Below are 19,209 nucleotides of genomic sequence, written 5' to 3'. Positions count from 1 at the left end.
CTCGCCACTCTCATCCCGTCATTGAAATAACGGGCGTTCCCTTGGCGCATTCGTAAAATAAATGCTTGGTCTTTTCAATCCTTTATACCAGCTTTATCCCAGCATGAATAACAGGTTTTTATCTTTGCACCTCACTTATGTGAATTTTGTCACAATTTCACCCTTGCCAAATCCAATCCGATCGCATAAGATAATAAGCAAGACAAGGTTGTGAACTATTTCACAACTAAACGAGTTGCCTGGTTTCGGCTTCGTATCACGTAAGCGTAGTTGAGTTGATTGTAGAAACTAGTGGCCGGTACAGTTTGATTTCAGATTTACCGTATCCCTGCGGCAGTACATTCGCTGTATTTTTTTATCGATTATATTGTGAATTTATTCACATGAACTACATTCCCCTTAGGAGGCGTTATGTTATGACAACGAAAATTGCTGTTATTGGATGCACGCATGCCGGAACTGCCGCGATTACGAATATGGCTCGCCTGTACCCCGAAGCCGAGATTACTGTATTCGAGCGCAATGACAATATCTCGTTCCTATCGTGCGGTATTGCCCTTCATGTAGGCGGTGTCGTCAAGAAAGCGGAGGAGCTGTTCTATTCGTCGCCGGAGCAGCTGGCCGAGCTTGGTGTCACTACTCTCATGCGGCATGATGTGCTTGCAGTGGACAGCGACGCGAAGACGTTGCGGGCACGCAACCTTGTCACAGGTGATGAAGTCATTCACAGCTTTGACAAGCTGGTCGTGACAACTGGATCGTGGCCCATCATTCCGGATATGCCCGGCATGAATCTGGATAACCTTTTATTGTGCAAGAACTATCACCACGCCCAGACGATTATCGAAAAAGCAGAGCACGCGGAACACATTGCGGTTATCGGGGCCGGCTATATCGGCATAGAACTGGTGGAAGCGTTCGAGATGAAAGGCAAGAAAGTCACGCTTATCGACAATATGGACAGAATACTCTTCAAGTATTTGGACCGTGAATTTACAGATGCGACCGAAGATATGCTAAGGTTAAAAGGCGTTCAGCTGGCGCTCGGCCAGACGGTCACCTCGTTCCTGGGCAACGAGCGCGACGAAGTGACCACGGTCGTGACGGACAAATCGCAGATTGAAGCCGACCTTGTCGTGTTATGCATCGGCTTCCGCCCCAACACCGAATTGCTGAAGGGGCAAGTGGATATGCTGCCGAACGGCGCTATACTCGTCGATGAATATATGCGTACGAGCAAGCCTGACATTTTCGCTGCGGGTGACAGCTGTGCCGTTCATTACAATCCCACCGGACAGCACGCTTATATTCCTCTTGCTACGAATGCAGTACGGATGGGAACCCTCGTCGCCCGGAACTTGATGGAGCCAACGGTGAAATATCTCGGCACGCAAGGCACTTCGGGCCTGAAGCTGTACGACGCCAATATTGCCTCGACCGGTATGACGGAGACGGCGGCGCTTGCTGCGGGCATGAATGTGAAAAGTATCACAATCGAGGACAACTATCGGCCGGAGTTCATGCCCACTTACGAGCCTGTTACGTTGAAGGTCGTCTATGAGGCGGAAACCGGACGTATCGTCGGAGCGCAAGTGATGTCGAAGATCGATCTGACGCAATCCATCAATACGCTGTCGGTATGCATTCAGAACGGCATGACGATGGACCAGCTCAGCTTCGTCGACTTCTTCTTCCACCCGCACTACAACAAACCATGGAACTTGCTTAATCAGGCCGGATTACAGGCTGTGTAAGCTGATGGATTAACGGAGGAATATCCATTCAAAGATAGTCTGGACACTCATTCAGGCTATCTTTTTTTGTTGACCTTGATACAATAGTAGGAAGGCCCGTTCAGTCGGGTCCTCTATATATAAGGAGGTAGTATGTCATGGTATACCGTTATGATGTAAAACCAAACAACGTTGCACCAAAACGCATCGGGGGTGAAATCTACTATGAACCGTAGTTCCATCCCATCCTCCCCTTCGTGCAACTGGCAGGAGGCGTTAAGGAAGCAGCTGGATAACCTGGTGAAGGAGCGTACCAAGCTGCTGGAAGCATCCCACCTCCATTTGAGCAAGGAGCGGAAAGCAACCGAGCAGTTGCTGGACAAGTATGCCGATACCATCAAGCAATTGTTGAACAACGACGCGCCGATTGAAGACGGAATGGTTTTGATCGGAAGCAAGGTTGAATTGGAATATGTGGAATATCGTACGATGGACAATTTTGTCATCGCCTTTCCAGAGGAGACCGATCCCGAAGAAGGCGTCATCTCTTTCCTGTCGCCGATCGGCAGCCAGCTTCTGCTTGCCGCGATCGGCTCCATCGTCTCGATTCATACGCCTGCCGGCGCCATGCAGGTTCGAATTGTATCGATCAAGCACAGCTGGAATGGTAGTTGACGTATGCTGACTAATCTATCCAAGGGGCGGGAATCCGCCCCCTTCTGTCGATTGGCCTCCTACTCGCATACTTCTGCAAAAATGCTTATGCACGGAGCAGGAGCATGGAAAGTTGCCGGTTCAGGTGCTGCCAAGCATATGACATCGGTCAGAGCGTGCAAAACAGATAGTCTAGGCGCCGCTAAGCATGTGACATCGGTTGGCATGCGGAAGTAGCTAGTTGAGGTACAGTAAGGGATGTGGCATCGGCCGGAGCCAAGAAAGCTGCACACATCATACGTTCCACCAACGACAAGGGTCCGGCCGCTCCCACTAGGGGAGTGACCGGACCCATCTTATTTCGCTATGTTATTTCATCTCGAACAAAATACGATACATGAGCGCTGCCGCTTGAGCGCGGTTGGCATAGTCGAGAGGCCGCAACCGCCCTTCGCTGCCTTCCACAATTCCCGCTTCCGCCAAAGCAGAGATGCTCCTTTGCGCATATTCAGCCACTTCTTCAGCATCAAGGAATCCATCCAGATCAGCCGTGCCTGCGCTATCGTCCAGCTTGTTCACGGCACGCAGTGCGCGAGTCGTCATGACGAACAGTTCTTGACGCGTAATGCTGGCATCCGGAGCAAACTTCCCGTCGCTCTTGCCCTGCACAATGCCGAGCGACTCCGCAATGGAGACAGCTTCGTAGTAGAAGGCCCCCTCGCGCACATCCGAGAAGCCTGCTTTCCAGCCGGCCTCAGCATCTGCCGAGATGCCCAGCATTCTAACCAGCATCGTCACGAATTCGGCACGCGTCACATGACGGGCCGGCGAGAATTGCTCATCTCCCGTACCCCTTAGCACATCGCGCGCAGCGAGCGCCTCGATCTCCCACTTCGCCCACTCGTAATTGCCCAGATCCCGGAAGATCTTGCTCACATAAGCGACGGCATACCGGCTGAAGTGCGCCGTCTCGAATTGTACCGTTCCGGACACCGCATCGTAGCGTCCGTTCGGCACGCTCTCTGCCTCCCCGTCTTCGTTCACATACCAGATGACGATGCTATCCGGATTCATAAGCTCTTGTCTGGTCGGCTCATAAGGCAGCATAACCTTCACAGGAGCATCCGAATTGCTCCAGCGAATAACCTCTTCACCGATACGCCATTCCAGATCCACAACCGGACGATTGCCGATCGCGTCTCTCACCTCGTCGGAGAGCGTATTCTTATCGACCATCCCGATATGCAGACGTACCATTTGTTCATCAGCCGCCAGATCGCCGGCAAGCACACCGGCAGGCAGCAGCAACGTCGCATACGGCGTTACAACCCTAATCTGCACATCGGATAAGGAGCCTGCCACCATATTGCGCGGCAACCCGACCTGATAGCTCTCCGCTCCCTCCACCTTCTCCAGCTTGATCGTTACCGTCTTCAAGCCGCTGTCATCCGCTTCGACTTGTTGCAGCGCTTGCTCATACTGCCGCTCGGTTACATCTGCGGCAGCAGTTGTCGAGCCTTCGTTCATCTTCGGCTTCAGATTCAGCTCGCCTTGCTCAGGAGTCGACGCATCGTCTTCCCCTTGTCCCTCTTCTTCTTCATCATCACCGACACCCGGATATACCGGCGCACTGTATACCGTCAATATCAGCTCATCATAGATGTCCAGATTGCTCTTGCTCGCCGCACGTATCGTAGCCGTGCCTGACCTTAGCCCATGGACCAGGCCCGTATCGGATACGGAAGCCACACCATCCCTGGAGGAAGAGTGCACCGTCCATACGACCTCCTTATCCGTCGCTTTCTCCGGAAGCACGGTCGCTTTCAGCTGCAAGCTGCCGCCTGCCACAACGCTGGCCTGATTCCTGTCAAGACGCACTTCTTCCACGACAGGAGCAGGATCGGTCACTGTCACCGACAGATCGGCGTACTTCGTCCCATCGACCGCGCTAGTTGCTCTTACAGCAGCCGTGCCCGCGCGCAGCGCTTTAATCGTACCGTCGGACTCCACCTTCACGACATCGCCAGGCTCCGAGCTGTACACCGACCAGATCACGCTGCGGTTGCCCGCCGTCTCCGGCAAGACGATCGCCTCAGGACGGAATTGCTCTCCCGTCAGGAGCTCCAGGCTGGATGGATTGACCTTTACTTCATCAATGATATCCCCCGGCAGATCGACAACTGTGATAACACTGTCCGCATAGACAGACTCCACTACGCTTGTTGCCCTGACCGTAGCCGTGCCCGCCTTCAATCCTGTCACGAGGCCATCTTCGCCCAACGAGACGACGCCCGCTTCGGAAGATTGGTAGACCGACCAGGTGACAGACTTGTCATAAGCGCCGGCAGGCGCTACTGTCGCATTCAGCATGACGCTCTCGCCGATAGCCAGCTCCTGCTCTGCCGGCGTCACCAGAACTGCTTGCGGCGGCAGCTTCACCAGGCTGAACTGATCTACGATGCGATCGTCAATCGTCTTCACGACGAACTTCGTCTCCATGCCGTCGATCTCGGCGGCCACATAGATTTGCGTATCCTCATCGAACGTCACATGCTGCCAGTATCTCTCTACCACATCGTAGAACTTCGGTCCTGTTGAGCCGCCGACGATATATACCGTGCCTTCCCCGTCATTGACCGGCTGCATAGCCTTCATGGGATAGGTTCGCAAGTAGACGTGGTCATGGCCGTTCATGACGACATCGACACCGAATTCGTCGAAGATCGGCGTCCAGACGTTGCGGATATGCTCCGAATCGTACATGCTGCCGAACGGCCCGCGATGGAATGCGACGAATTTCCACAGCTTGTCGGTAGCCGCCAAGTCTTCGCGCAGCCAGTCGCGCTGCTCTTCGAAGTCATATTCGCTATTCAGCACGACGAAGTGCGCATTGCCGTAATCGAACGAGAAGTTCGTTCCCTTCAAGCTGTCGATGCCGTTCTGAGGATGGTTGAAGTGGGCGAGGAAGTCCTCGTTGTGCCGCGTGCCCGTCACCTCATGGTTGCCGACAACCGGAACGACCGTCGTCGACATCAGCTCCTCTTCGGCAGCGCCGAACCACATATTCCATTCGTTCTCCCTGAATCCGTCCTCGACCAGGTCGCCGCCATGCACGATAAATTCCGTTCCGGGATTGTCCGTCATCGCCTTGCCCAGAATGTCGCCCCACAGCTTGAAGCCCGGCTCGTTGCTGGCCTGGGAATCGCCAACGAACAGGAACTGGATCGGACTGCCGTCAGCCGCTGCCGTCACGAACGTGCCAGTGGCGCTGTAGTTCCCGTTGCCGTCGCCGACGCGATAGACATATGCCGTTCCGGCCGTCAGTCCCGAAGCCGCCGCTTTATGCACGCGCACCGTTCCGGTATCGAACGTATTGAACAGCTCGCTCTCGCCCGTGAAGCGAAGCACATTGTCCTCACTGAAATCTGTGAAAGAGGCTTGCGGAGCCACTTCCACTACAGTACCTTCCGTATGCGGATCGGTATGCCAGTTGAAGCCGCGGGTCGTCTCCGTATTCTCCCACATCGTCACGCTAACATTGTAAGGCTCCGGCGTTCCCGCCAGAGGCGACACCTTGAACGCCTGGATTCGGCTGTGCCAATCGCCCTTCACCGCCTGCAGCTTGTAATCTTTCACACTTGCGGTGAGCTCATCGGTCCTCAGCATGCCCGCTGCATCCGTAACGCCAATCTCCGTCCCTGTCGAGCCGTTGCCGGCATCCTCCAGCATCAGGACCGCCACGCCTTCCACCGGCTCTCCGCTCTCATCCCTCACCTGCAATGTCGTCGGATAGCCTTCCACGACGCCGAATTCATCCCACTCCAATGTCAGATGATGCTTTACAGCCGCCTCGATCGGCATCCCATAGAAGCTGAAGCTCGTATTGCCCGTATCCAGGAAGCGCATGGCGCCTGACTTGAAGCTTGCCTTCATCGTCTCTCCCGCATCCGGCTTCACCCGATAGCGGATATGCGCCAGCGCCTCGCCGTCCTGCAGTCCCGCTTCATGCACCTTGTCGAATGCAATATGGACAACGCCCGTCTCTGCGTCTACATGGGCTACCACATTCTCGTCACTCATGCGGGAGCCCTTCACGACCTCAATATCCGTCGTATTGGCCGTATCCATCACCATTTCAATATGGCCGTTCGTAATTTTCGATGCGCCGGTAGCCGCAATGTCCAATGTATGCACATTGCCCGCATACACCTCGGCGGGAGGCTCATACGCAATTTTTGCGGAGCCCGTATCCACTTGGAAGTACCATTCCTGCTCCGCCCGGTTGCCGATCAGATCCCGGATTTTCAGCTTTGCCTTGTGCACGCCGTCTGCCAACGGCATATCCGGCGTATAGTGAATTTGTCCCTTCGGCGGATACAGCGTATGCTGCACCAGTTCATCGTCCACATACATGCGGATTTTTTCGGGGTCGATGCCGGTCGTTCCCGCATTGCCGTCGGGATCATAAGATGCCGATTGGCCATAAGCTTGAATCTTCGGCGTATTCGTCGTCACGACGCTGCCGTCCGCAGGCGCGGCATCTTTAATGACAGGCGGCGTCCAATCTTCAGGCGCGTCGCCATACAGCGCTCGGATATCGTCCACGTAGAGCACGCCGGCCGTCTTGTTCGTATTGCTGGTCTCCATATACCGAACTGGCCTGTCCATCGTGAACGGCGTCGGTCTGCCCTTCGGCACCTCCGCCTCCAGATACTTCCAACCTACATAATCCACCTTCAGATCAAAATCGATCGCAACCGCTTTGCCGTTGCCGTCGCGCAGTTGACCGCGCAGCCAATGGCCTTGTCCGTCACCGTACACCCACATGCTGATCTTCTCGGGATATCCCGGGATTTCCAGATTGAGATCCGCGCTCTCCGTACTCAAGTAAGCGCCAGACGTGCCGACTGTACCGGTAAAATCATACTCCAGCTTCAGTGCGCCGCTGCCGGAACGGACATACTCCTCATCCGTCTCCAAACTTATTCGCGACATCACATAGCGATCCCCGGATTCCTCGCGGTAACGGTCGAGTCCCGATTCGAAGTCCTCCAGCATAAGCGGCGGAATGCCGACCGTCACTTCCATGGACGTCTCCACAGCACCATACCGGGCATAGATGCGACCGCTCTTGTCCGTCTCGTCGGAAGCCGTGAACATGCCGCTCTCATCGATGGAGCCGATGTCCCCTTCCACGTGCCACTGGAAGCTGCCGCTGCCGGCTTGAAGCACTTGCCCGTCACGAAGCGCCGTAACGGATAATTGCACAGTCTCTCCCGGGTTGAATGTGCGGATCGCATCCGGCATGACGAGCTCCGTTACCTCGTCTACCACTTCCAGCCGCGCCATTCCCGTCAGCCCGTCCTGCGTCACCGTCACATCGACGAAGCCAGGTTCGCTTCCCGCTGTGAACGCGCCGTCGGCCGTCATCGTACCTGCCGCGCCTGCCGCACTCCATTGCGGCGTACCGGACACGGCTGCGGGATGGCCGTTCGCATCGATTCCTTTCGCCGTATAAGTGATCGAACCGTTCACCAATACGCGCTCGAAGGCAGGCTGTATCGCAAGTCCAGTCGCCGCGCCTTCAGGCGCCTTGTTCACGAGCAGCAGGCCGTTGGCCGTCTTCCGCTCCGAGCCGTCGGACGGTCGGTTCAGCAGCGTGCGCCCGCTGTCGCCGGGAAGTCTGGCGATGAACGTGGCGGAGCCGCCGCCGTCGAGATTAAGCGCATTGTGCACGCCCGCGTTCTTCATCATGATCGCCAGCTCATCCAGCGATACCCCTTCGCTGAAGCCCGGGGAACGACCGTCCACCTGCATCATGACGATCGTGCCGTCCTCCTTCGTACCGACTGCGGTGCGAGGATGAATCGCCTTGTCCGCGAACGTCTGAGCTACGCCATCCTTGACGAGCTGCGCGGAGCCGCCGATCGCCAGCTTTACTCCCTGCCAATTCTGCTCCAATTCGAAGGACGCGCTGAGCTCGTCCCCGACGGAGAGCCCGGCCAGCTCGGTGCGCATGCCGCCGCTTGCCGAGAGCACCGCTTGTCCTTCCTGCAGGGCGGAGTCGCCTTGATCCTTGCGGATCTCCACGACCTTCATCCCCATCGTCTCGCCGCTGCGAACGCCGCCGCTAATAATATCGACGATTACCTCGTCGCCCAGCTCGTTCGTCTTCGTCGACGTGTAATAATCTGAAGTATATAACATAAGAGCATTGTCGGAACGCTGATGGTTAATGTGCGTAATCGGCACTTCCTTGCCGCCAATCGCAAGCGTGCGCGTCAGCACCGGGCTGAACCCGTATACGCTTGTCCCGTCTTCCTTCAAGCCGAAGGCCAGCCATGACGCCGGCGCCGGCGGGCTCATCAGAATGTCGCCTTCTCCCATAAAGAAGCCCAGCGGCACTCCCGTCGCCATATCGTAGAAATCGCCGTTCACCGCCGCGATGACCCGATTGCCCGCTTCGTCCACAGCATCCGCCATGCCGGATATCGTCTGCATGCCGTACACCTTGCCGCCGCTCATCGCCGGCTGCAACTCCAGGTTCGTTGCGCTTGCGGGATTGAACGTGACGGTGTGCACCTTCTGCAAGCCTGACGCCAGTTCCATGTCATTCCACGTATAAGCGGCCCCTGGAGCAAGCTCCAGCTTGCGCTCGTCCAGCATCTTCCCGATATCCGTCGCCAATTCGTCCGCCGAAGCGAATGTCGGCATGATGGCTGAGAACAGCATGGACGCTGCCAAGACAGACACTGCCGATTTCCTAAGTTTCCTTAATGGTTTCATTCTCGCCCCGATCCTCCCGTGAATCGTTTTTTTATGGAAATTCTCGATCAGTTTATCACGGGGGTGATGCGAAGTAATGAACCAATCCTACTTTCTATTCCTCTATCCTCTTCTTCACGATATCTTTAGATTGAGCCTGCTCTCATCGCTCATATATGCAGACTCCGCTTGTATTCCCGGGGAGTCATGCCCGTCTCCTGCTTGAACAGCCGGTTAAAATATTGCAGCGTCGCGAATCCGCAGCTCTCCGCCACTTCATAGATCAGCTTGTCCGAGCCGATCAGCATCTCCTTCGCCCGCTCGATGCGCAGCTCCTGCACATATTGGACGAACGTCATCCCGGTATGCTCCTTGAACCGCTTGCTGAAGTAAGAAGGGCTCATTCCGAATCGCTCGCATACTTTCGCCAGTGCAACAGGCTCGTGGTGGAACTCATGCAAGTAGTCGCACACCTTGGTCATCGTCGATTCATAGCTGGTTCTGGCGGGTTCTGTCGTCTGCCGTACCCAGAACTCCGCCATGCCCCGGAAATAATGCAGCGCCTCCGTCGGCCGCTGGAAGAACGGGGGCGGATCGTAGGCTAAGCCGTGCACGCGAAGCCTATGGAACCATTGTGCGGACAGCATGTACAGCAGCCCTCTGCGCTCTCCCTTCACCTTCTCACGCAGACGAAGAATGGACAGCAGCAGATCCCGCTGCTCCCCGATCACTTCCTCCGGCGTCATCCGCTGCAGCGCATCGAAATAATAGCGGATGCGATGCGTGTACCTGTGACGCTCCAGTCCCTCCAATATGTTGCTTTCCGCCTGCTTCAGCGCTGCTTGCAGCTCCGTCCAATCCACCGGCTTCACCAAATAATCGATCGCGCCGCTTCGCATTGCAGTCCGTATGTGCGCATGATGCGAGCTGCCGCCGATGACGATCGACTCGACGGGAAGCAGGAGCTCGCCGATCTTCTCCACCAGCTTCAGACCTCCCAGCTCCCCTTCCAAAATATCGGTAATGAGCACATTGGGCCAGCCCCGTTCAAGCATCAGGCTGCAGGCCTCCTCCTCCGTATCCGTTGTGCCGATCACTACATGACCGCTTCTCTCCACAAATTCCTTCAATGCCGACCGTACCGCCTTATCCCGATCTACGATCAAAATATGAAGCATTGCAAGTCTATCCTCCCGTTTCCATTGTCGGTTCAGTATCTTCTGTCGATGGATTGACTTTCACTAGCTCTGCCGGATGGCATGGATGCCGTTACGCTTGCAGCACCTCATTATCAATGAATTGCTGGTGTACCAGCTTCGCATACAGCTCGTGGGACTGCAGAAGCTCCATATGCGTGCCTTGCCCGGACACTTCACCGTTCTCCATTACGATAATCCTGTCCGCATTGCTGATCGTCGCCAGCCGATGCGCGATAACGAGTGTCGTGCGGTCCTTCATCAACACTTGCAGCGCATCCTGAACAAGCTTCTCCGAGCCGCTGTCCAGATGGGCGGTGGCCTCGTCCAGCAGCAGAATCTCAGGATCGCGGAGCAATGCCCGTGCAATCGCAAGCCGCTGCCGCTGCCCGCCAGACAGCTTGACGCCGCGCTCGCCGACTTCCGTGTCCAATCCTTCCGGAAGCGTATCGAGGAACTCGCTCAGATTGGCACCGGCAATCGCCTCTCTAATTCTGCTGTCCGGCACCTCCTCCAGCCCATAAGTCAGATTATGCCGAATGCTGCCCGCCATCATCGGACTCTCCTGCGAGACGTAGGCGATACGGCTTCGCCACTCCTCAAGCGGCATGGACGCAATCGCTTCTCCGCCGTAGCGGATATCCCCTTGCCCCGGCAGGTAGAACCGCTCGATCAGCGAGAACAGCGTTGTCTTGCCCGTTCCGCTGGGGCCTACGATGGCCGTCATGCCGCCCGGCACCGCAGTGAGCGACACATTTTGCAGGATGGGACGGTCTGTCGTATAGGAGAAACTCACGTTATGGAAAGCCAGCTCGGCCCGATGATGCCCTGCAGCCCCGATAGCGGACGACCGCTCTAGTTCGTTGTTGCCCGCCGACTGCTGCGACGGCACAGCATTCCCGTCCGCAGCGCTTGCAGCACTGCTATTGTTCTGGCTTGCGCCATCCTCCGTCTCTTCCTTCAGCAGCTCCAGAATCCGGTTCGAAGCGCCCATCGCCTTCTGGAATTGCGTGAAGAAGGAAGCCATCTGCGTGAATGGCATGACAATCTGGAACATGAGCAGAATGATGGCGACGAGATCGCCGGACGTAATCTGGCCTTGCGCCACCCGCACGCCCCCGTAACCGATCAGCACGACCAGCACAAGCAGCATCACCGTCATCATTAGCGGGGTAACGATAGACATAATCTTCGCTTCCTTCAGTCCGAAGCGGAACAAGCTCGCGATTCGTCCGCTGCCCTGCCGCTCTTCTACTTTCTCCGCCAGAGAGGCCTTCACCAGCCGAATCTCCGTAAGCACGCGTCCCAGATCACCCTGCAACAGCGCCGTCTCATCCTGCATCGCCTTCGATACGCTGAACATCTTGCTGCCCAGCGGCCACAGGACCAGGAGCGCAGCGGGAACGGCAGCCAGCATAAGCAGCGTCATGCGCCAATCGATATAGAGCAGGATCGATACGCCGCCGATGACCGAGATGATGCCGCCAAGGAATGAGATGACATGGCTTATAATGAACTCTTTAATGACATTCGTATCGTTCGTCACCCTGCTCATCGTCTCTCCGGACGTATTGTTGTCGAAGAAGGGAACCGGCAGCCGAATGACCCGTTCCCACAGCTGCCTGCGCATGCTGGAGACAATGTACTCGCCCACATAGGACATGGTATAGACGGAGAAGCCCGACATGGCCGTCTGTACAATGAATACGGAAGCGAGCAGCACGATCGTCATCGCCTCCAGCGCGGATGCCGACATTTGCTCCACGAGCGTCTTCGTCATAAGCGGGACAAGCAATGACAGCAGCGTCTCCCCTATCCCCAGCAGCACTGCTGCAGCAATAATCCACTTCGCCGGACTGTGCGATCGAATTAACGACAGGAATCCTTTAACGTCCAAAGAGGTCGCCTCCTTTTTCCTTATCCGCCAAATAGTCCATTACCGCTGAGATGAACTGCTCATCCTCTTTCGCAACATGCTGAGGGAATATGCTGGGGTCCAGGAAGCTTTCATCCGATTCCAAAATTTCCAGGCGCTCCACTTCCTCCTCCGACATCTCGCTAATAATGGGGCCGATTAATTCCCTCATCATCTCGACAAGCTGGAGCCCCGCCTGAACGACTTCAGGATCTTGCGGCTGCTTGCCCGCCTTTCCGAGCTCGGTCAGCTTCACCATCTGGACCAGCATTTTGCGCTCCGTATCGAGTCTTTCCTGATCCGGCTTGCCTTCCATATAGATGGCGTCGATCAGGGTGGAAGGCATGAGACGGGAGAGATACTGACGCTGCTCCTCCTCATGCTGGACGCTGTGTATCAGGGTGAGCAGCAGCCCGTTGTCCAGCGTCCCCGTTCCTTCCACAATATGGCGAATGCGATCCAGCTTGGAGATAACGGCTTCGATCTGCTTCTGCTTCATGCGAAGCAGATCGTATTGATGATCCAGCGACTGCTGCAGATTGATGCCGGGGTCTGCCAGATGACCGGCTATTTCCTCCAGCGAGAAGTCCAGAAATTTCAGCGTCAATATTTTTTGCAGCTGCAGCAGATCTTCATCCTTATAGAAGCGGCGGCCATGCTCGTTGCGCCAGGACGGCTTGAGCAGGTTCTGCTTGTCATAGTAGCGAAGCGTCCGTTCGGTCACACCCGTCAATTTCGCGAATTGTCCAATGGAATATAGGTTATCTCTCTGTTCATTCATCTCTCTCAACCTCCTGTTGAGAACAGCATAACACTTGACGTAACGTCAAGTGCAAGCGCGATTTGTTAAGTATTTGTCGAGCGATATAAGAAAAACGCCTGACGGCGTCCTGCTCTCTTGCTGCGCACGCCCCCTTTTTGGCGCTCCAGTGTAGGATTCATACACTATTTCGGCTCGAATGACCCTTTTTGGCACTCTAGTGTAGGATTCATACACTCATATGGCCCGTACGCTCCTTTTTGGCACTCTAGTGTAGGATTCATACACTATTTCGGCTCGAATGACCCTTTTTGGCACTCTAGTGTAGGATTCATACACTCATATGGCCCGTACGCTCCTTTTTGGCACTCTAGTGTAGGATTCATACACTCATATGGCCCGTACGCTCCTTATCGGCATAAAATCCCCCATAAAGTAGGACTCTACTTCGAAGCTTACTGGGGTACTTTGCGGGGACCCCGGAACTTATACGCTAATAATGCAATAAAGGAGAACGGCCGGCTCATAAGCCGGCTGTTCTCCTTTCACATACCAACGCCCCAATTGAGGCTTATATCGCTCGCTAACCGATTATGACTCAAGCTGCTGCAGAACGGCTTCGGCATCGGAGGCAAGCCAGATGCGCGCTTGATCTGCAATATGCTGCTGAAGCGATTCCTTACTCAAGCTGTCAAGGAATTTATGGAGATGGTGCGCAGCCTGACTATGCCGTCCCTTCTCCCAATGATGCGCCGTCTGCCTCAGTCGGTTCGACAGCTGTACGGCCATTGGACCGGTTACATCCCCTTCGGTGATGCAGCTGTCCAACAGTTCCTCCAATGTGGCCAAGGTTGGAACGAAGAGGAACTCCTCCGCAAGCGGAATGCGGAAGCCAGCGCCGGGTGCGGCATCATAAATATAACCTTGCTCAAAGTCGAGCGGGTTCGCCCAGCTCCGAATGAGCGTCACATCCCCTACGTCCAGCAGGAAAGTGCCGTCCTCCAGACGAGTCGCTTCCTTTATATAGTAGCTTGCATTGCGAACCCCATCATTTTCAATGTAGATATAAGTCCCTGCGATCTGTGCCGGATCGACGTCAGCGGAGCCGAAGTCCGCGATCACTTCATTGTCCGTGCTCAGTTCCTGCGTAAAGTCAAGCACGGTCCCCCGGAGCGTCTGGCCCCCATGAATGAAACCGATCGTCTGGCGTCCTTCTTCCAGCGTATAGACACCGAAGCCTCCTTGGAACTGGAACGTATCGTCCACTGTATACGTCATATCCTCCTGCAGCGCACTGAAGATATAATCCGTTCTGCCGTTCGCGAGCGTCACCTTTACCGCTCTGACTTCATGCTCCGACACCGCTGCTCCGTCAGTCTTCGTCACAGGCACAGCCTCGATCGAAGCGATGAACCGCTCACCCTTGTAAGGCTCGATGACAGAGGTGAACGTCGACTCCAGATTGTCTCCCTCGCGATGCGCGATCAAATAACGCATGCTTGCAGGATTGCCCGGCTTGTTCTGCGGCGGCACCCCGTCGGCCAATGCGACATCGTCCGTCGCTCCGAGCATCGTGAGGCGAAGGTGAACGTCGGTTAACGCACCGGCGCCATTGCCGAAAATATCCCACGTATCTTTCACATTCCAATCTACGCTGAATTCATCTGAAGGCGCTTCGTCCCTTGCAACATTTTTCAAGTAGTGGAAGCCGCTCCCCATATACCCTCCGCCGGACACGCTGTCGTCGGCTGGACGATTGCCGAACTCCACGTCTGGCCCCGCATACGTTCCTGTCGGCTGATCGGTCAATTGCAATCCATCGGTAGTCACTACCGCATCGGCTGCGTGGAAGCTGAAATGATGATCCTCTCCGCCCTGCACCCGGAAGAAGTCAACGGCATAGGAGTTCTCGTCATCCACACGGATCATCGCCGTCGTTCTGCGGTACAGCTCCGTCTGCGGATATACGTTCGGCGCCTCGACCTCCACCAATTTCACCATCTCTCCGTCGTGGAAGCGGATCGGCTGCGCTGCGATTTGATTTTGCTGCTTCCCTTCGTCTACAACGACTGTATTATGGCTGATCGTATTGTTTTGCCATTCGTGGCGCCGCGGATTGTTGTCCGCGAACTCCGGATATCCAAGCTCCGGCAGCAGATTCAATCCGAATGCATGCATGCCGATGTTAAGCGAATCCTTATGGCCGTGGCCGGTGTTCCGACCGTAATACATCCACACATCCCGCAGCGTGTTTTTATTGTTCGGATCGTTTTTGACGGTGAGCGCCGCCTCGTCGAATAGCTGCATTTGGATGACGCCCAATTTATAGTTCGAAGCGTTGTCTCGTTTACCCACACCCTCGAATCGGATGGTGTGCTCTCCTTCGGTCAGCTCCATATCCCCTATTGCCTGCGGTTCCGAGGTGGTCCCGCTTGTTCCATAGAAGTCGAAGCGGTGTACGATATTGCCGTCAATGGAAATATCGTATATGCCATAGCTCGTGACCAGGAACGGCTTCAGGTTGATTTCATAACGGTCCGACTTCGGCACTTCGAACTTGAAGGCGATCGCATGTCCGGCTGCCTCTGCGTTGAATTGGATGGTGCCGCTGTTCGCATACAGCTGATACCCTGCCGTCGCTTCCGTCACTTCCAATTGACTGAAGTTATAGCCGAGACCGCTGAACCTGCGATCATTAACACCGTCGCGCAGAGCCGCGAATCCGTATCCCGTCAAGTTCGTGCTGCCCAGATCCAGCGGACCGAGCGTCTCGATTACTGCAGCGATATCTTGAGCAATCTGCTCCGGGTTATCTGTGAAGATATTCCCGTGAATCCCCTCAATGCGGTTGCCGTTCAAATAATAAGCCAGCTGCGCATACACAGGATCGCGATACTTCTCGAACGCTTTGATCAGCTGCCCTTGGTTCAATAAGCTCGTTGGTCCCCCTGCGTAGCCGGTATCGCCGATCAATGGAAAATAATAGTCGCTCAACATAAGCGGATACGGATAAGCGAACATTTTGCGGAACTTCACATTTTGATACAAATCCGCCGCCGGATACAAGTCGTAGCCGTCCAGAATATCCGCCATCTCCTGGAACAACCCGATCCACAGGTTGTTATATGAGGGAGACGCTTCGCTGCCGGCTCCGTCACGGTCCACATCATTCACGAGCAGAGATAGGACGTTGCCGCCTGTCACCCGCCACGGTCCGGATAATAAGCCGCCGGACTGGAAGTTGAAGTCCAGCCATTCCTTCGTCTCCGGCAACGTGTCAAGCACGACCGCGGCCAATGCCAGCGTCGTTTGATGCATCCCGTTGTTGCCGCGAATTTGCGCATTTTTCACCGCTGGATACACCTGCCGCAGTATGCCGTCCTCCACGTTGCGCTTAATACCGGTTGCAGATGTTTTCAGCACGCCAAGATCATATTGCTCCGCTTTGCCGCTTAAGAACGCAATCACTTCAGCATCATCGATAACCGGGAAGAATGCGTCATACGCGCTGATGAAGTCTTTCACCAATCCCGTTTCCCAGATCGAACCGATAATTTTCCCTTCCCCGGTTCCGCCATGGGAATTCAAAAAATCGGTAGCGCTATAGGCGGAAACGTCCATCTCCGGATACACATCCGCAATTCGGTCCAGCAAAACGATGCCTGCACGGGCATATTTCATATCCCCGGTGTAGACATAAGCGTCTCGCAGCGAATTGATCGCTTTGCTGATCTCCCCGGAGCGCCATAATTTCCAGTGGTTATAATAGGCGATGAATGTCCAGCGGTTGCCATTCTCGTCAATCCAGCCGTTCCCGTCGTCCACTCCCCAGGTCGTACCCTTCTCGGGGTACAGCGTATTGACAAGCAGACTCTTGTCGGCAAGCTCCTGGCGGAAAATGCCGTTCGCGTCCAAGCCGCTTTCGTAATAAGCGCCAAAATCATTCGTCGGGAACATATACCCGCTGCTGGGATCGATCAATTTCCATGGATGATTCTCCGTATCGGCCAACCAAGGGTAATTGCCGTATTGGTTAATCTCCGTCCCGGTAATCGGGCTGCCAAGCTTCTGATTAACCCCGTAGCTGCGCGGAAGCGTCTGCGGCGTCACGAGCTTCCACAGCTGTTCGTAGCCCATCGCTGCATATTTGTCGGCTTCGGTGACTGCGCCTTCCTTCTCGCTTATGGCCCAATCATATGTCAGAATGTTGCTTCTCGCCGCCGCAATCTTTTCTTCCGTATAATACGTACTCCTCGTCTTGCTGCTGGACACTTCTTGCGAGCTCACTTCAATCGTATCCTGCAAGGTGACGCCCCGCAGCGTAACTGTTACGGCAAGTGTTGCCGTACCGGGACCGATCACCTCAATGCCGATGCCTGCGTCCGGGAGGACAACCGTCTCATCACTGCTGACAACCGTCATGTCCGCATCGCTTAAATCCGCAGCTTCTCCGTTGCCGTAGGTTCCCCTTACGTTCACTTGGACATGATCCCCGACGAACAGTCCGTTCCGAAGAAGCGATGCCTCAATCTGCGCTAATAGATCCGGGAATCCCCCCGTCTCCACAAGCTGCAGCTCGCCGGGATACAGAGCGTAATAGCCAGCCTGTTCCTTAACCTCCAGGCGCAGCTTGTGAATGCCGCTATCCAGCTCGAATGTCTTCATGCCGACTTGTCCCTTCTCCTGCACATAATTGGCCGAATAGAACGGGTAGTCTCCAGCGGGCTCCCCGTCGATCCGTACGGTGCCGACAGCCCCGCCTGAAGATCCTGCTCCGTTAAATTTCACCTGATAGATGCCGGACTCCGGAACCATGATGTCGAATTCGATATATTGCCCGACGCCGCCGGCCTGGACCTGAATGCCGTACACTTGATGCCGGTACGAGCCTGCGCCGAGAGGAAGCAGGAAGTCGGTAATTTCCCATCCCGCTGTCTCGATTGTCGAATCCACAGGCTGCTTGAAGTCATAAGTGTATACGGCTCCAGGTTCCGGAACTTCACCGACGTAGAACGTCAACTCACCGCGTTGCGTCGTCCCTGCATAGGTCATCTCCGCGCTGACGACAGCGCTCCCTTCCGCCAAGGCTGTCACTGTAAATTGCTGGCCATTAGCCGTCACGTTAACAACTTCGGGATTCCCGCTCTCCACATACACGCTATGCGTTACCGGCACCGACGTACCGTCGTTAAGCCTGGCTTCCACAGTGAGCGGAACGGATTCGCCAAGCTGCAGATTCGTTTCCGGCGCTGTTATTTCGACAGTATCCAGATCCAGGAACAGCTCCTTGCCGATCAGTTCAAACTGCTGAAGATACAAATAGAGGTAATAATTGCCGTTCGACGGCAGTTGTACTGTGTCATTTGCCGTGAAGGTTAACGTATGGATGCCTTTGGACAGTTTTAATCCTGTCGCTACACTGGCAGTATAGAGGGTGGAATTAGTGCTTGAGGGGTTGTAAAAGCTATGGCCGGTTACGAGGGTCTGATCATCAATTGCGATATCAGCATAACCGCCCGCTATATTTTTCCTGTAGACCATGTCGAGGTCATAATACCGGCTTTCCGGTACATAGAAGTTAATCGTTATGTATTCGCCGTTAACATCCGGTTGAGGATCGTTGTTCATTAACTGTATGGTGTATGCCGTGACCCGCATATCTGCCGGGTTCGTGGCGTCAACATGCCATGCCGGATCATTCGGCATATTGACCAGATCTGCGAATGAATACACAGTTGTGACCGATTCCTCCGTCTCGGCTTGAGCCTTGTTTGAAGCTAACGTCAAGTTTCCCGCAAGCAATGCCGCGATTGTCAGCCAAGTAAATACTGTTCGAAAAGTGCGCATAATGCATCTCCTCCTTATTCCGTTCAGCGATTTGTCTTGCCAAGTAACAATGATAACGTTTTCAAAACGGCGTATTATTCAGGCACGCACCTCCCATATGTTATGATAGAAAAAGGTATATGTTTCATACCTGTATTATAAATTGATCTTTCTTTTATTTCAACAAGAATTCACTCTGACGGCTGACAGGCTTGCCGTTTGTGCTTGGACGTTCCATTCTACACTACACGCTCTCGTTACTCGCTCTCGTTACACACTATCATTACACACTCTCGTTACTCGCTCTCGTTACTCGCTCTCGTTACATACTCTTACGGTTGCCATCGAGCTTATTTCGTT

At 54.9% G+C, this 19,209-nt stretch carries 7 protein-coding genes; 2 read left to right on the top strand and 5 right to left on the bottom strand.

Annotated features, from left to right (window positions below):
- Nucleotides 1-416: 416 nt before the first annotated feature.
- Nucleotides 417-1,754 carry an FAD-dependent oxidoreductase gene (locus M6D81_RS30600; protein WP_262681349.1) on the top strand — a complete coding sequence of 446 codons (1,338 nt, stop codon included), beginning with the start codon at nt 417-419 and terminating at the stop codon, nt 1,752-1,754.
- 204 nt (nt 1,755-1,958) lie between these two features.
- A complete protein-coding gene (locus M6D81_RS30595) occupies nt 1,959-2,408 on the top strand; it encodes a GreA/GreB family elongation factor (protein ID WP_262681348.1) in 450 nt (149 codons plus the stop codon).
- 348 nt (nt 2,409-2,756) lie between these two features.
- Here the strand turns inward: M6D81_RS30595 and M6D81_RS30590 are convergent, their stop codons facing one another.
- The 5 genes from M6D81_RS30590 to M6D81_RS30570 form a co-directional block, all read right to left on the bottom strand.
- The gene (locus M6D81_RS30590; protein WP_262681345.1) at nt 2,757-9,173 is read right to left on the bottom strand and encodes a phosphodiester glycosidase family protein; all 6,417 of its coding nucleotides are present in this window, start codon (nt 9,171-9,173) and stop codon (nt 2,757-2,759) included.
- A 149-nt stretch (nt 9,174-9,322) separates the two neighbouring features.
- The gene (locus tag M6D81_RS30585; protein ID WP_262681344.1) at nt 9,323-10,330 is read right to left on the bottom strand and encodes a helix-turn-helix domain-containing protein; all 1,008 of its coding nucleotides are present in this window, start codon (nt 10,328-10,330) and stop codon (nt 9,323-9,325) included.
- Between the two features lie 91 nt (nt 10,331-10,421).
- Nucleotides 10,422-12,269 (bottom strand): ABC transporter ATP-binding protein, encoded by a 1,848-nt coding sequence (locus tag M6D81_RS30580; protein WP_262681351.1) that lies wholly within the window; start codon nt 12,267-12,269, stop codon nt 10,422-10,424.
- Nucleotides 12,235-13,044, bottom strand: a complete 810-nt coding sequence (locus M6D81_RS30575) for a MerR family transcriptional regulator (RefSeq protein ID WP_262681342.1) — start codon at nt 13,042-13,044, stop codon at nt 12,235-12,237. Before M6D81_RS30575 ends, M6D81_RS30580 begins: the two co-directional genes overlap by 35 nt.
- A gap of 570 nt (nt 13,045-13,614) precedes the next feature.
- Nucleotides 13,615-18,870, bottom strand: coding sequence for an FIMAH domain-containing protein (locus tag M6D81_RS30570; protein ID WP_262681340.1), 5,256 nt, complete (start codon nt 18,868-18,870; stop codon nt 13,615-13,617).
- Nucleotides 18,871-19,209 lie beyond the last annotated feature (339 nt).

It is taken from the genome of Paenibacillus sp. J5C2022 (assembly GCF_025567625.1).
GTDB lineage: Bacteria > Bacillota > Bacilli > Paenibacillales > Paenibacillaceae > Pristimantibacillus.
The sequence above is the reverse complement of the archived record's forward strand: the minus strand, read 5'-3'. Positions and strand labels throughout refer to the sequence as shown.

What these genes read in the sequence shown, in the direction of transcription:
- M6D81_RS30600 (WP_262681349.1), top strand. Translation starts at nt 417, where the DNA reads ATGACAACGAAAATTGCTGTTATTGGATGCACGCATGCCGGAACTGCC.
- M6D81_RS30595 (WP_262681348.1), top strand. Translation starts at nt 1,959, where the DNA reads ATGAACCGTAGTTCCATCCCATCCTCCCCTTCGTGCAACTGGCAGGAG.
- M6D81_RS30590 (WP_262681345.1), bottom strand. Translation starts at nt 9,173, where the DNA reads ATGAAACCATTAAGGAAACTTAGGAAATCGGCAGTGTCTGTCTTGGCA.
- M6D81_RS30585 (WP_262681344.1), bottom strand. Translation starts at nt 10,330, where the DNA reads ATGCTTCATATTTTGATCGTAGATCGGGATAAGGCGGTACGGTCGGCA.
- M6D81_RS30575 (WP_262681342.1), bottom strand. Translation starts at nt 13,044, where the DNA reads ATGAATGAACAGAGAGATAACCTATATTCCATTGGACAATTCGCGAAA.
- M6D81_RS30570 (WP_262681340.1), bottom strand. Translation starts at nt 18,870, where the DNA reads ATGCGCACTTTTCGAACAGTATTTACTTGGCTGACAATCGCGGCATTG.